Annotated in this window: 12 protein-coding genes and 1 pseudogene; 10 read left to right on the forward strand and 3 right to left on the reverse strand. The window is 42.1% G+C overall.

Annotated elements, in window-relative coordinates; translation table 11 throughout:
• The first annotated feature begins 182 nt into the window (after nt 1–182).
• From QQ041_RS08270 to QQ041_RS08285, 4 genes are all read left to right on the forward strand, one after another.
• Nucleotides 183–1,289 (forward strand): HlyD family secretion protein, encoded by a 1,107-nt coding sequence (locus QQ041_RS08270; protein WP_285953570.1) that lies wholly within the window; start codon nt 183–185, stop codon nt 1,287–1,289.
• Complete coding sequence (locus QQ041_RS08275; RefSeq protein ID WP_285953571.1) at nt 1,279–2,274, forward strand: DUF2955 domain-containing protein; 996 nt, start codon at nt 1,279–1,281, stop codon at nt 2,272–2,274. The genes QQ041_RS08270 and QQ041_RS08275 overlap by 11 nt, the downstream gene beginning before the upstream one ends.
• 216 nt (nt 2,275–2,490) lie before the next feature.
• A complete protein-coding gene (gene ylqF / locus QQ041_RS08280) occupies nt 2,491–3,426 on the forward strand; it encodes a ribosome biogenesis GTPase YlqF (protein WP_029405588.1) in 936 nt (311 codons plus the stop codon).
• A gap of 254 nt (nt 3,427–3,680) precedes the next feature.
• A complete protein-coding gene (locus QQ041_RS08285) occupies nt 3,681–4,706 on the forward strand; it encodes a GGDEF domain-containing protein (protein WP_285953572.1) in 1,026 nt (341 codons plus the stop codon).
• Between the two features lie 170 nt (nt 4,707–4,876).
• Here QQ041_RS08285 and QQ041_RS08290 read toward each other — a convergent pair whose 3' ends face one another.
• A complete protein-coding gene (locus tag QQ041_RS08290; RefSeq protein ID WP_060981238.1) occupies nt 4,877–5,422 on the reverse strand; it encodes a GNAT family N-acetyltransferase in 546 nt (181 codons plus the stop codon).
• Between the two features lie 166 nt (nt 5,423–5,588).
• On the opposite strand from QQ041_RS08290, the gene QQ041_RS08295 reads away from it, so the two are divergent.
• The 5 genes and pseudogenes from QQ041_RS08295 to dcuC all read left to right on the forward strand — a co-directional run bounded on the left by QQ041_RS08295 (nt 5,589) and on the right by dcuC (nt 11,372).
• Nucleotides 5,589–6,731 (forward strand): fatty acid desaturase, encoded by a 1,143-nt coding sequence (locus QQ041_RS08295; RefSeq protein WP_146490711.1) that lies wholly within the window; start codon nt 5,589–5,591, stop codon nt 6,729–6,731.
• 279 nt (nt 6,732–7,010) lie between these two features.
• Nucleotides 7,011–8,381, forward strand: a complete 1,371-nt coding sequence (locus tag QQ041_RS08300) for an endonuclease/exonuclease/phosphatase family protein (protein WP_146490712.1) — start codon at nt 7,011–7,013, stop codon at nt 8,379–8,381.
• A 202-nt stretch (nt 8,382–8,583) separates the two neighbouring features.
• On the forward strand, nt 8,584–8,874 hold the full coding sequence (locus QQ041_RS08305) for a putative quinol monooxygenase (protein ID WP_146490713.1): 291 nt from the start codon (nt 8,584–8,586) through the stop codon (nt 8,872–8,874).
• Nucleotides 8,875–9,375: 501 nt separating this feature from the next.
• Nucleotides 9,376–9,579, forward strand: a pseudogene (locus QQ041_RS08310) (hypothetical protein); the annotation flags it as partial.
• Nucleotides 9,580–10,004: 425 nt separating this feature from the next.
• Nucleotides 10,005–11,372 carry an anaerobic C4-dicarboxylate transporter DcuC gene (dcuC, locus tag QQ041_RS08315; RefSeq protein WP_192890992.1) on the forward strand — a complete coding sequence of 456 codons (1,368 nt, stop codon included), beginning with the start codon at nt 10,005–10,007 and terminating at the stop codon, nt 11,370–11,372.
• 181 nt (nt 11,373–11,553) lie between these two features.
• Here the strand turns inward: dcuC and QQ041_RS08320 are convergent, their stop codons facing one another.
• Nucleotides 11,554–12,186, reverse strand: a complete 633-nt coding sequence (locus tag QQ041_RS08320; protein WP_008219279.1) for a response regulator — start codon at nt 12,184–12,186, stop codon at nt 11,554–11,556.
• The gene (gene narQ, locus QQ041_RS08325; protein ID WP_146490720.1) at nt 12,173–13,903 is read right to left on the reverse strand and encodes a nitrate/nitrite two-component system sensor histidine kinase NarQ; all 1,731 of its coding nucleotides are present in this window, start codon (nt 13,901–13,903) and stop codon (nt 12,173–12,175) included. Before narQ ends, QQ041_RS08320 begins: the two co-directional genes overlap by 14 nt.
• Nucleotides 13,904–14,156: 253 nt before the next feature.
• On the opposite strand from narQ, the gene napF reads away from it, so the two are divergent.
• The gene (gene napF / locus QQ041_RS08330; protein WP_048660078.1) at nt 14,157–14,636 is read left to right on the forward strand and encodes a ferredoxin-type protein NapF; all 480 of its coding nucleotides are present in this window, start codon (nt 14,157–14,159) and stop codon (nt 14,634–14,636) included.
• Nucleotides 14,637–14,641 lie beyond the last annotated feature (5 nt).

Consider the following 14,641-nt stretch of genomic DNA (forward strand, 5'->3'; position numbering starts at 1 on the left):
ACATTCCAATTTCATCACGCCAATAAAAATTTCAATGTCACGATATGGCCATTAAATCAAGATATTTGATCTTATGTTCATCTTAAAAACAGTTCACTCTCTCATTAATAACCTGATGGTTCATTGATGGGAGTAGAACACCTAAATCCCTACATATCAGAATCTTAAATTGAGAGCCTCGCATGTCAGAAATAAAACAAATCGACACCGGAACGCAAAAAAAGAAACCCATCAATAAAGTAAAAATAACAACAAACAGTTTATTGGCATTCACCATCCTTTCCATCGGCATCGCTGTAGTTTCAGACAGAATTATTCCAACTACCGACAACGTTAGGGTTGAAGGCAACGTCATTTCCTTAAAACCACAAGTATCAGGACAAATAGAGAGAATTAATATTACTGCAAACACTAAAGTTGAGAAAAATGACGTGTTACTCAAAATTGTCTCTACCGACTATGAGATAGCCGTTAAACAAGCAGAAGCAAAATTGAAGATAGCCGGGCAGCAAGTTGGGGCGCAAATGGCCAGTATTATTTCCGCTCAAGCACAACTCACAACATCGTTAGTTGCACAACAAAATGCTCGGCGTCAGGGTCAACGAGTATTGGCTATGGCAGACAAAGGGGTCGTATCAAAGTCTGATGCCGATACAACACGTGCCACGATTGATAAAGCTAATGCTGAAGTCATGAACGCTCGCGCTAATCTAGAAAAAGCCAAAGCTCAAGTGGGTCCTGAGGGAGAGGAAAATGCCCAAATACAATCAGCACTACTTGAATTACAAAAAGCCCAATTGGACTTATCGCGCACAACCCTATCAGCGCCTTCAGATGGTGCGGTAACCAACTTGAGCTTATCAGAAGGTTCTTACGCTTCTTCAGGCTCTCCATTGATCACCTTCGTCGAAAGCGACAATTTATGGCTTGAAGCTTATTTTAGAGAAAATAGTCTCGGTAACATAAAACCAGGCGATGACGTTGAAATTGCATTAGATCTTGCTCCAGGCACGACATTCAAAGGCACAGTTTCTTCAATCGACTTGGGGGTCACATGGGGTAAAAACGAACAACTTGGTGACCTTGCGAATGTACAAAACCAAAATGGATGGTTAAGAGACACACAACGTATTCCAGTTACGATTAAAATAAACGAACCATCGGCGATCCACTCAATGCGAATTGGAGGCCAAGCAGATGTCATCGTTTATACTGGCGAAAACACTCTATTTAACCTGCTTGGAAAAACCTGGATTAATGTAGTGAGCTTGTTCTCTTATGTTCGATAAAATAGAGCAAGCACAAGAGCGTAGGATTTTTCGCTACGTCACGGCAGTCGGCCTAGCAACATTCCTTGCACTATGGTTTAACTGGCCATTAGCTTTTTGCACGCCACTTCTGACCGCAAAATTTATCGCTGATAAGCCTCAATTTCATATTCTCCATGTCAAACAGTTGGCCTACGCGCTTCTATCCAGCGCTGCTATTGGATTCGCAGTATCAACAGGGCTACCTGAGTATAAAATTGCCTTTCTTTCTACACTCACACTCGGGATGCTTTGGGCATACTATTTGTTTACCGACCCTAAATGGGTCATGTTCGCAACATTCCTAATGATCGAACTGATATTACTTCCATCTATAACGATAATCGATCAAGCATCCGCGCTTAATGTAGGAATCGGTTTTGCGTTTTCAGGCACTTTGGCCGTCGCTTTGTACGCCCTTTCGCACGTTTATTTTCCAGAAGAAGAGAAGACGGACTTTGAAGGGTTTCCCGCATCCCTACTGACCAAAGAAATGCGGTGGACAGCCGCTGTGCGCGCATGGGTGATTTCGTTTCCGCTCGTATGCTTTTACTTCTATTTTCAACTTTCTCAGATACTGCTTACCGTTGCATTTGTAATGTTATTATCGTTAATGGCAAGCAGTGAAACGTCCGGTAAGACCGCGTTATTTTTCACAGCAAGTAACATCCTCGCAGGTCTAATTACATTCGTCGCTTTTCTCATCATATCTTTAGCACCTAATATGTATGTATATATGATGGTTGTACTCAGTGTCATTACGCTTTTCGGAATAAAGATTTATACCGAACCACAAAAGGCGCCTATATATATTACGGCCTTTACCGGGTTCAATGTACTTATGGGAACATCAATAAGCAGCGGCGCATTGGATGACAAATTCTACGTTCGCATTTTCCAGCTATTTTTAGTCTTGCTATACATGCTATTTATGACCTATTTCTTAGAGTCTCGATCTAGGAAATAATCCGTCAAACCAGAACTTTCTGTCGTTCCTACACTCTCATCCATTGTTACTAAGTGTTGTTAAATGGCAGGGAAACTCCTGCCATATCTAGTCAGGCGACATCCATAGCTCCTAGGTAACACTGTAAAGACATGGCTTCAGGTACAACATAGCGCTTTACACGCCCTAGCGAACCCTTACAATGTGCAGCAAATATATTTATCAAGGTTTGTCTCTATGTCTATTCAATGGTTTCCGGGTCACATGCATAAAGCCCGCAAAGAAATCGAAGAAGTTATCCCACAAGTTGATGTGATCATCGAAGTATTGGACGCTCGTATCCCGTTCAGTAGCGAAAACCCAATGATCTCTTCACTGCGCGGCGATAAGCCTTGTGTAAAAGTGTTGAACAAGCGTGACCTTGCAGATCCTGAACTGACTCAACGTTGGATTGAGCACTTCGAGAAAGAGCAAGGCGTTAAAGCGATTGCGATTACTACTAGCGTAAAAGAAGAAGTTAACCACGTTATGGAGCTAGTACGTAAGCTGGCGCCACACCGTGAACAGATGGGCAAGAACATTCGCACAATGATCATGGGGATCCCGAACGTAGGCAAATCGACCATCATCAACTGCTTGGCTGGACGTACGATTGCGGTTACAGGTAACCAACCTGCGGTAACTCGTCGCCAACAACGTATCAATCTGCAAAATGGCGTGATCCTTTCAGACACTCCTGGAATCCTTTGGCCTAAAGTAGAAAACCCACACAGTGGCTTCCGCTTGGCTGCAACAGGTGCTGTAAAAGATACGGCAATGGAATACGATGAAGTGGCATTCTACACAGTAGAATACCTAGCAAAGCAGTACCCTAACCTTTTGCAAGAACGTTACCAAATTGAAGAGCTGCCAGAGTCTGACATCGAATTGATGGAAGCGATTGGTCGTAAGCGTGGCGCACTTCGTGCCGGTGGTCATATCGACATTCACAAATGTTCGGAAATCCTACTTCACGAATTGCGTAACGGCACTTTAGGTAAGGTAACGCTTGAGTTGCCAGAAATGATCACACAAGAGCTGATCGAAGTTGAAGAAGCTGCTGCTCTGAAAGCCGAACAACAGATTAAGAAGAAAGAGGAGCGTCGTAAGCGTTACTTGAAGAACAAACGTTAATCTCTCTTAATCATTTTTACATCAGCCTCTAAAGTATTCATGTTCTATTCCCCATAGAACATGAATATTGCCTGATACGGTTTGTTGATCTAGCTAACATACTGACAAATCTATAGAAATGGTCGTTTACAATCCCAAAGACTGTGACATACTACGCAAATTATTGTGTATCAATCTCGGCTAATTTCTCAATGCGCTCTTATTCTGGGTTCAAGAATCAAAGATTTAAAACCTATTTCGATAATGAAATTTATTTGCCGTACATAAATTTCATCTACATCCCGATCTCAATATTCTGTGCTTTCCTCGTTACCGACTACATACACTTTGGGAGTGAGTGTCTTACACCTATCATTTTCAGAGTCATACTTTTTCTATTGATGATGGCTGTCGCCAGATACTGCATTACAAGCAAACCCAACGTTTTGGAACTCGTAGAAAGTACTTTCCTTGTAATTAGCTCACTTTTCTTGGTCTATGTCGGTCGACTTGCTATTGAGCTGAACAACTTCGATTACCAAGGCGGTATCATTTTAGTGATGATCTACATTGGTACGTTTTCAAGGTTGTCAGCCAAGTACAGTATCTCTACCCTGTCGTTTATCTTTTTGGCTTATCTCATCGGCCTTGCGCCACTGCTTTATGAAGCTGAGCCAAAGCATGAGATCGACACAATTTCTGTTTATATTTCGGCTTACATCCTAATCTCAGCGGCCTGTATAAGACGTAATTTAGAAGTACACAAACGTTTCGCTCAATCCGAGCAACTGCGTAAACAAGCGATTCAGCTTCGCAAACAATCCAATATGTTTGAGGCGCTTTCTTATCAAGACGCGCTAACGGGCTGCTACAACCGCCTTTATCTTCATCAGGTGATAGAACCGAGCATAAACCGTCAGCTATCCATTACATCGATCATGATAGATATTGATCATTTCAAATTGATTAACGACACCTACGGCCACCAAATGGGCGATATGGTGATCAAAGAATTGGCCGATGAAATTCAAAAACGACTACCGACCAGCAGTAACTGCTTTCGATACGGTGGTGAAGAGTTTTTGGTGATGGTTCAAGGAGAAACCGAGGCTTCAATTGAATCGCTAGTTAATTCCCTTTTAGAATCCCCTTCTCGCCTTAGGTTAGAAGTAACGATTTCAATCGGTGTGAAACATGCACCGCAGGCCCTTGGTTCTGTAGAGCAACTTATCGACGACGCCGACCAAGCACTCTACATTTCGAAGAAAGGCGGTAGGAATAAGATCACATGGTGTGATTAATCGCCCAGTATTTCACGCGTCTTAGCGAATCATTAAAACGGCCACGAATCCAATCAAAAAAGCCCCGAACAATTTAATGCTCGGGGCTTTTGTCTTTGTTCTTCGGCTTTAAAGTAACTTCGGTCAGAAGTTGTTAATTAGCAAAAAAACCAGTATTAAACAAGAATCAACTAAGAATACACGACGCTTGCTGTTTTCTGTTCAAGTTCAACAGGAGAGTTCCAAGAAATCACTTTCTCGTTCACTTGACTACCGCATGGTGCGTTCCAAACTTGCTCAAGTTCTTCTTTGCCGCCAATCGCCTCATAAAAAGCTATCGCTTGGTGGTTCTCAGACATCACCTCTAGGTAAAGCCCTGAGTCCGAATAGTATTGCTGCAACCATTTTGATAATTCAGACAGTAGACGCTTACCAATACCTCTACCGCGATAATTATTGTCTACATGTAACGCATCAATGAACGTGCCACGCTCAAAGTTGTGATTACCAAACGCGCAGACGAAACCAACCAGTAAACCGCCTTCTTCAAGCAATAAAACATGTTGGTTGAAAGGAGGATTAATCAAACGAGTCTGCCAAATAACAGATCTGTCCTCCAAAACATCATTCTCTAAGTAATCATCAGCAAGAATGCCGCGGTAATATAGCTTCCAGCTATCCGCATGTAATTGGGCAATCCGCTCATAATCTTTATATTCAGCTACCTTAATTTCCATTTATTAGCCCTTAGTACTTCCATTTATGACTTGCTACTACATTTCACACTACCTTTATACAATATTTAAGTAAAACATACTAATACACGTTTACACTTTCAATCTTGACTTACACGTGTACGCTGATATTCTAGCGCACAGATGTAAGCTCAATGGAAATTTGCTAATGAATAGTGCCGATAACCCATCAACAAAAAAGCCGCCATTAATCTGGCTCAATATTTTTATATTCTCTTTTAGTATGCTGCTTGCTGTTGTTGCAGCCCCTGTTTATGGCTACTTTTTTGGCTATGGTATGGAGCACTGGATATGGCTAGCGATCTGTTTTACGTTCTGTAACCTTTCAATCACGACAGGTTATCACCGTTTATGGTCACACAAAGCTTTTGAAGCGCATTCAAGCCTAAGATTCTTATTTGCATTAGGTGGTGCATTTGCCCTGCAGAACAGCGCGCTACACTGGTCTTCTGATCACCGAGTGCACCACAAGCATGTCGATAATAATGACAAAGACCCATACTCTGCAAAACGAGGGTTTTGGTACTCACACATAGGCTGGATGATTCGTAATTACAGTACCTCAATGTATGAAAACTATGAAAACTGTCGTGATCTTAAAAAAGACAAGATTGTTATGTGGCAGCACAAACACTATGTTCTGTTGGCATTGCTGATGAACTTCGGTGTTCCTATCGCTTTAGGTGTTATTTACGGTGACGTGCTTGGCATGTTGTTAATCGTAGGTGCGGTTCGTTTGGTACTTAACCACCACACAACATTCTTCATTAACTCTCTTGCTCACATCTGGGGGAGCCAACCTTTTACTGACAAAAACACAGCGCGTGATAACGGTGTGTTAGCAGTACTCACTTTCGGCGAAGGCTACCACAACTTCCACCACATCTTTGAGAACGACTACCGTAACGGAATCTACTGGTGGCAATACGATCCAACAAAGTGGTTGATCAAGAGTGCTTCGCTGATGGGACTGGCAAGTAAGCTAAAGAAAACCCCTCAAGCTCGTATCGAGAAAGCCGAAGCGTCTATGCTACTTAAACGCACGCAGCAAAAAATTATGCACCGTGCCGACAAGCAACAAATCGCAGACAAGCTTCAACAAGAGTTCGATGCTCTAGTATCAAACATGAACGAGTACTACGAAGTCAAAAAGCAGCTACTTGAAAGTAAACGTGAAGACGTTGTGAAGAAGTACGAACACTCAGTTCTTAAAGTTCGTTACCAGCAAATCAAAATGAATTTCGAACAACAGAAGAAAAATTGGGTGATGACAGTGGAACAATATGCTTAAGGTGGAGTAGTACACTTAACACACCAATAACAACTCAGTTTATTTCTTATTCAAAAGCCCTCATCTTGCCATGAGGGCTTTTTTATTTCACAGATCTAATTAAATTCATGAAATTTAAGTATTTATTCTAATAACAGACACCAGTTCCAAATGTCACATTTTCAATGCAACAAAATGTCATTCCAGAATCATACCTGTGAGTAATGTCACTTACAGAATGACATCCATCTCATAACATGCGCGTCCCAAAATTCTTTCAGCAATCAGCGGACCCATTTTATGAAAATGTTAAAAACCTCTATCGCTTTCGCTATCTCTTCTGCGCTTTTAATTGGTTGCAGCAGCGACACTGATTACGTTCAACCTGAAGAAGTAAAGATCGCTACTTATAACTTGTCTTTTGATCGTGCGACATTCCAAGATCTCGTCACTGAAATGCAAATCGAACCTAGCGTTCAAGCGAGGTTGGTGTCCGATTATTTGGACAATACAATTAGCGCCGCTGACAAAGAAAAGGCAGCAAAAGTTATTCAGATCCGTAACGTCGCAGCTGTGATTCAAAAGAATCGTCCTGATGTGCTTATGATGGCTGAGTTTAACAATGACGGAACAGGTGCTGATAAATCAGCGCTTGAAGGTTTTCAAAAGAACTACCTTTCTGTTGCTCAAAGTATTGAAGGTGCAGGTGGCGACGCGAACCTAGAGCCAATCTCATACCCATACTTTGAAAGCTACTCAACTAATACAGGTTTACTGAACGAATTTGGTTTTGATTTAGATAATGATGGTAACGCTGGAACATTGCCAGGAGATGCGTGGGGCTTCGGTTTGTATCATGGGCAATACGCATTTGCTCTAATGTCAAAATATGAAATCGATACAGCCAACACTCGTACATTCCAAGAGTTCAAATGGAAAGATCTCGAAGGTGCCACTATTCCAACAATCACTGTTTGCGACGACCCTAGTAAGTTCCCAACAGGTATGGTTTGCGGCGATGAGTGGTACACGGCCGAAGAATGGGCAGAAGTTCGTTTATCTTCAAAGAACCACGTTGATGCGCCGATCCTCATCCCAACCAAAGATGGCACAGAAACCGTTCACTTACTGATGTCACACCCTACTCCGCCCGCTTTCGATGTAGGTAAGAACATTGAACAGAACGCAGCAGAAGTCGACTTCTGGCACCAGTACATCCAAAACAAATCATTCATCTATGACGACTCAGGAAAAACTGGCGGCTTAGAGCAAGGTAAACACTTTGTCATGATGGGCGATCAAAACCTAGACCCAGTAGATGGCGACGGTATTAGTTCTGTAATGCAGGACTTGCACAATGATGTATTAGTTAACCAAGATGTCACCAATGGCAGCTTGTACCCAACAAGTTATGGTGCAGCTGAACATGCGGTAGATAAATCATCGTCTCACCCACAGCCAAACCGTATCACTTCGACATTTGGACTTGCTGTAGATTACGCACTGCCGTCCGCTTCATTAAACATTGTTGAATCTGGTGTTTATTGGTCAGCTTCGTACGAAGAAGGACGCAAGCTATTCAATGACTCACGAATTGGTGATTATGGTAACGGAAAAGATGTTTCTTCAGATCACCGTATGGTTTGGGTCAAAGCAGATTTCAGTAACTAACCCACTCAATTGAACCCTAAGAAGCCCTCATATTACTATGAGGGCTTTTTAATAAGCGTAACCGATTACCACTAGCTTTATGCTCTCGAGTTTGAATTGTGGACGCCAAGAACCATAGTTATTGGATTTCAGAACTCTTTCTTGAATCTGAATTTATAACTATATTACTTGCACTTATTGAGTTAAAAACCAAGGAATTAGAATGAGTAAGCTAACCATTATTGCAACAATCGTCTCTAAAGGAAGTAAGATTGAGTTAGTTAAATCCGAGATGATTAAATTGATCGATAAAACCCGTATTGAAGATGGCTGTATTAACTACGATCTACACCAAGATAACGATAATCCGGCTCACTTCGTTTTTCATGAAAACTGGGAGTCTGAAGCTCACCTAGAGCAGCACTTAGCAAGCCAGCACATCGCTGAGTACGTAGCTGCGACCGAAGATTGTATTGAAAGCTTTGTGATGAACAAAATGACGCATATTGCATAGCCGAACGACTCAATCCTAATTCAATAAAAAACCCTGCTCTTAACGCAGGGTTTCGCTTTTCTTGCCTGTCATACTTTTTCGAGTTCATTTTGCACCCGGCTCGATGTGCCACTTCCTCCCTCATAAACAGAGCCTAACCTATCCACAGTCGAAATATTCCTAAACGAATATCAAGCAACCTCACGAAAGATCATTCACATTCATTTAAATACTGTTCGCGCGCTTTGACCATAAACTAAGCGCCAAATTACAAGAACAACAGTCGACAGGAATGTAGATGAATACCAAACAACTTGAGAACGCTGTAAGTGAAGTAAGTTTATTCAATCAGCACCTCCACTTAATCCAATCCGTGCATACCATTCCGACCCCAAAAATGAATTGGGAGTCGATTACGATGAAAGCTGCGCCGGCAATGCCAACGGTTCGATTCGATCACTGTCTACTCATCAGACTAACACTTAGTTCGTCGTGTTAAATCACTTTATATACAAAACCATTATGTCGAAACACACTATCTCACGAACATCGCACCCATTAGCAAATACAATTTCATACACACGATTCCTACCAAAGCTAACTTTCGTTCTAATCGCTTTCTCTATGCCCCTATTCGCAGAAGAAGTTGAAGAAGTGGTACTCGAGGACGAAGTCGTATTAAATGAAGGTTCTGAGTTAAACGAAGAAGCTGAAGAATCGCCTTATTATAACTTGTGTTTTAGCGCTTACTTATGGGAAGTAAGTAGGCGTTAAACATAAGTAATCTTTAAACATAAGTAGGCTTCAAAGCTAAGATTCTCACCTCTTTACTCCGATAAATACCCACTTCGTTACACGTTCCCTTCCAAAGTACAAAAAACACTCACGATTTATAAAACGAAACCTCCATATGCAACTAGAACAACCAAAGGTGATCCAAGTTATATTCTAACGAGCCGCAAAATTTGTTTATTAACATCTAAACAACAGTAGTTAATCACGATTTACAACCACAATTAACATCGAAAAAAATGTTTGTCTTAGATCATATCAACCTCAACTATGCCTCGTGCCACAGTGCAGTTTTCTGTACATTCATTGTCATATTCTGAAACACTTTCTTATATTTTTTAAACTTTGTGGAGATTTCTATGTTAGAGCTCTTGATCGGATTAGTGATTACTATCGCTGTTGGTTACTTTATTGTGAAAGGCTATAAAGCGGCGGGTGTATTACTAACTGCTGGCCTTGCCCTACTTCTTATCACCGGCCTTATTGGTCACACAGTCTTACCAGCTAAAGTCGCTTCAACAGGTAACATGGTTACCGACTCACTAGAATTTGTTAAATACATGCTTCAGTACCGCGGGGGCGGCCTAGGCATGCAAATCATGCTTCTTTGTGGTTTTGCTTCTTACATGACGCACATTGGTGCTAACAATGTGGTAGTGAAACAGTTCTCTAAACCACTTGCTGCGATCAAATCTCCCTACGTACTTCTTGTTGCGGCTTACATCGTAGCGTGTCTAATGTCTCTAGCAGTAAGTTCTGCAACGGGTCTCGGTGTACTATTGATGGCAACCCTATTCCCAATGATGACGGCAATGGGTATTTCTCGCCCAGCGGCAGTTGCGGTTTGTGCATCACCTGCAGCCATCATTCTTTCACCAACCTCTGGTGATGTGGTCATCGCGGCAGAAAAGTCAGGCATGTCTCTTGATGTGTTTGCTGTTCAAACGGTACTGCCTGTTTCTATCTGTGCGATCATCGTGATGGCTGCGGCCGCTTTCTTCTGGAACAAATATCTGGATAAGAAAGAAAACACACCAATGGAAAAAGTTGACGTTTCTGAAATCGAAACAACGGCACCAGCTTTCTACGCTGCACTTCCATTCCTACCTATCATCGGCGTTTTCCTATTCAACGGTCGTACGATTCCAGGGCTTTCACTTGATATCTACACCATTGTGGTAGGTTCTATCTTCGTGGGCGCGGTCATCGATTACGTTGTTAAGAAGTTTGACGGCGAGAAAACACTAGAAGATTTAGACTCTTGCTACCAAGGTATGGCTGACGCGTTCAAAGGCGTGGTAATGCTGTTGGTTGCGGCGGGCGTATTTGCTCAAGGTCTAATGTCTATTGGTGCGATTGATAACCTAATCGGTCTTGCTGAATCTGCAGGCGCAGGCGGTATCGCATTGATGCTTATCCTGACGGGTCTAACGGTGGCTGCAGCTATCGCGACAGGTTCTGGTAACGCGCCATTCTATGCATTCGTAGAACTGGCTCCATCACTGGCTGCGAAAATGGGCTTGAACCCTGCGTTCCTAATCATCCCAATGCTTCAAGCATCGAACCTAGGTCGTACCATCTCGCCAGTATCTGGTGTAATTGTAGCGACATCTGGTATGGGTAAAATCAGCCCATTTGAAGTAGTAAAACGTACGTCTGTACCTGTAATCTGTGGTCTTATTACGGTTATCTTCGGTACGCTTGTATTGGTTCCTATGGCAGCGTAAGCCAACGTTAGTAAGCACAGCTACTTAGTAACACCAATATCGATATAAAATGCTTAAACAAAAGGCGCTGAACTTAATAAGTTCAGCGCCTTTTTAATATCACTGTCTCAACATCGTTAAGACTATCGAGACACGTATAAGCCGTCAGGCTTGAAATAGTTTTATTTCAAAGGAACAAGCCCTACTTCATTTCACCATAGCGTTCTAGATACAGAACCGTGGCAGCAGTACGTGAAGGCACTTGCAGCTTTTTCAGCAAGCTTTTCATATGTACCTTAACTGTCGATTCAGAAATAAACAGGTGATCAGCGATCTGTTTGTTGCGGTAACCTTTCGCAACTTCTTGAAGGATTTGCATTTCGCGTTCAGTCAGTTGGTCGAAGATATCATTACGGCTACCTGCGTCATTTAAGTAACGAGCAACCACACTGCTGTATGCCTTGTCACCACTGTGTGCTTGCTTAAGCAGTTCGATTAACTCATCGGGTTCTGTGTCTTTCAACAAGTAACCATCAGCACCCGCTTTTACAATCGCTTCAATGTCTGCAGGGCTATCAGAGACAGTCAGGATTACAATGTTTGCGCTTGAGCCGTCAGTACGAAGTGCTTTCAGCGTATCAAGTCCAGACATACCTTTCATATTAAGATCCAATAAGATCAAATCAGGTTCTTCTTCATGGGCAAGAGCGACTGCTTCAGTGCCGTTACTTGCTTCTGCAATCACTTCGAATTCATCTTCAAAGCTCAGTAATTGACTTATACCTCTACGCATCAATGGATGATCATCAACCAGCATTACTTTACAAATCGTCAACTTTAACTTCCTTCAAACTTTTATATTTCAATATGACTGTACAGCCTTCACCTTGAGCTGCTTCAATCGTTAAGTCGCCATTCAGTCTTGCCGCACGCTCCTGCATAATGCTCATCCCGTAGTGGTTCGTCTTAGAACTACTTGAGTCAAAGCCATCTCCATTATCTTTAATCACGACTAATACTTCACCGTCCTCATCGATACAGCATACATCTATCAAGTCGGCATTGGCGTGTTTTATTGCATTTATTGTTGCCTCACGAATCAACTGAAGCAAGTGAACCTGACTGTGTGCATCAAGCTCTATGGATGAAAGATTATTGGTTAGGTTAATCTTTGCATCTGTTCTTTCGCTGAGCTCTTCAAGCATGGTGCTCAAAGCATCTCCGAAGTTGCCCTCTTTTATGGTCAACCTGAATGTGGTGAGTAGCTCTCTTAACTGAGTGTAGGCGTCTGCTAAACCGTTACCGATTTCCGACGCTATTTGTTCTGACTGCTCTCTGTGTTGCTGCTCTGGTAACTTACCAATCACACGCTTTAATAATGTAACTTGGATTTTCAAGTAGGATAGTGATTGAGCCAGTGAATCGTGCAACTCACGTGCGATCGTCGCTCGTTCTTCCATAATAATAAGCTGTTCGGCTTTCTTTTGGGCACGATTATAATAAATAGCTCGAGATAACAGTTGAATAAAGCTCTCGATCAACGCCTTGGTAGAATGCCCATGGTGATACGAACAGTACAAGTAACCGAGAATGAGTTCGTTATCATCTAGCTTCATCTCGAACTTTTCGTAATCTAAATTCGAATCGTAGCCTTCATCCATAATCAATGAACGACCCGAGTTATCAGCTATCTCAAGCCTTAACGACTCTATTCCTTCTAGACTGACTAGGTGCTGCAGAATAGCTCGGAAGTTTTCTGGGGCGATACGTGTAACCGTAAGTTCTTGTGACGAGTGATAAAGTGCCTGCAGTGACTGGTTAGCATTTTGTAGTTCTACCGTCTTAGCATCTACTACATCTTCAAGATTGCGATAAAGCACGCCGAGATCTTTCGCCATCGAGTTAAAGGTTTTAGTCAAAATGCCCATTTCGTTGCTACTGGTCACTTTGAGTTCTACTTCAAAATCACTGTTCTTAATTCGCTGGCTGGCTCCAACTAAGGCATGTAGCGGTTTAACAACTTGTTTACGTACAAAGTGAACAACAAAAAGAGATATGACCAGAATTCCGCCTAAACCAATACCACCAGCCCACGCCAGTTTTATCAGCTTATCTTCAGAGAACTCTTGCAGCTTAAAAACGAAGCCATCGATTTCAGTCACGAAGTTTTCAACTAACACGAGATAGTGTTTGCGATCTTCACTGTTCAATACACGTTTCAGCTCATGCCAACGGCCAATGATTAGATAATAGTCTTCTGTGATGTCTGTCGGAACTTCCCAACTTACCAAATTGGTCATCGACGGTGAGTAAAGAGAGCTTTCGAATTCACGGATATGAGAATCATAATCAACTGATTCTATTTGAATATCATGGGCTAGACGGTAACTCTGCATTCGCATTGAACCTGCGACATTCACCGCTTCTGCATCATTCAGACTTGAAGCCAATGTAAAGATAGCAAAGCCAGTCGTAGTAACCGACAACAGCAGTATAGATAGCAGTGACTTAGCTATCGTACTCGTTACAGATGAAACCGGTTTTATAAGCAAAAGAGCCTTCCTATTGATAAATGACTTGCCAGCAAGATCGTATTGTCACACATCAAAAATCATAGCTCCATTCAATATGTGATCACTCGCTTCGTAATTTATTGATCTGAGACAATATATGCCCCCAATTAGCCCTAAGGGGGTATTTATACAATTGTTTCTAAAACTACACTACTTGTGAGGACAAATTACAAGATATTAATGGAATAATGACCTACAATTACAACATGTTAGCAACATCTATGGGTATCTAGTGGTAGATCTATCAAAACGCCGTCTATTTTCTAGGCAAAAAGTTGATTCAAGCCAGATTCGTTTGCCTTGGATTAAAAACCTAGAAAGCTTTGCAGATGACTGCACTCGTTGCGGTAAATGCATCGAGAGTTGTGAGACTGAGATAATCATTGTAGGCGATGGTGGGTTTCCTACTGTCGATTTCTCAATTGATGAATGTACGTTCTGCTATCAATGCGCAGACGTTTGTCCTGAACCCATTTTTACGCCAAAGCAAGGAGAGCCTTGGCAAGCAAAAGCAAGTATCTCTGATAAGTGTTTAGCGCAACAAAATGTTGAATGCCGAAGCTGTGGTGACATGTGTGAACCTATGGCCATTCAATTTCAACTTAGAGCAGGCAGTGTTGCTCTACCAAAAATCGAGTTAAATGAGTGTAACGGTTGTGGAGCCTGCGTAGCAGTTTGCCCTACTTCAGCTATTCTTGTGAGTAATGCATAAATAAA

The organism is Vibrio sp. TMPB1044 (assembly GCF_030442075.1).
Classification (GTDB): Bacteria; Pseudomonadota; Gammaproteobacteria; order Enterobacterales; family Vibrionaceae; genus Vibrio; species Vibrio satsumensis.

What these genes read in the sequence shown, in the direction of transcription:
- QQ041_RS08270 (WP_285953570.1), top strand. Translation starts at nt 183, where the DNA reads ATGTCAGAAATAAAACAAATCGACACCGGAACGCAAAAAAAGAAACCC.
- QQ041_RS08275 (WP_285953571.1), top strand. Translation starts at nt 1,279, where the DNA reads ATGTTCGATAAAATAGAGCAAGCACAAGAGCGTAGGATTTTTCGCTAC.
- ylqF (WP_029405588.1), top strand. Translation starts at nt 2,491, where the DNA reads ATGTCTATTCAATGGTTTCCGGGTCACATGCATAAAGCCCGCAAAGAA.
- QQ041_RS08290 (WP_060981238.1), bottom strand. Translation starts at nt 5,422, where the DNA reads ATGGAAATTAAGGTAGCTGAATATAAAGATTATGAGCGGATTGCCCAA.
- QQ041_RS08295 (WP_146490711.1), top strand. Translation starts at nt 5,589, where the DNA reads ATGAATAGTGCCGATAACCCATCAACAAAAAAGCCGCCATTAATCTGG.
- QQ041_RS08300 (WP_146490712.1), top strand. Translation starts at nt 7,011, where the DNA reads ATGAAAATGTTAAAAACCTCTATCGCTTTCGCTATCTCTTCTGCGCTT.
- QQ041_RS08305 (WP_146490713.1), top strand. Translation starts at nt 8,584, where the DNA reads ATGAGTAAGCTAACCATTATTGCAACAATCGTCTCTAAAGGAAGTAAG.
- dcuC (WP_192890992.1), top strand. Translation starts at nt 10,005, where the DNA reads ATGTTAGAGCTCTTGATCGGATTAGTGATTACTATCGCTGTTGGTTAC.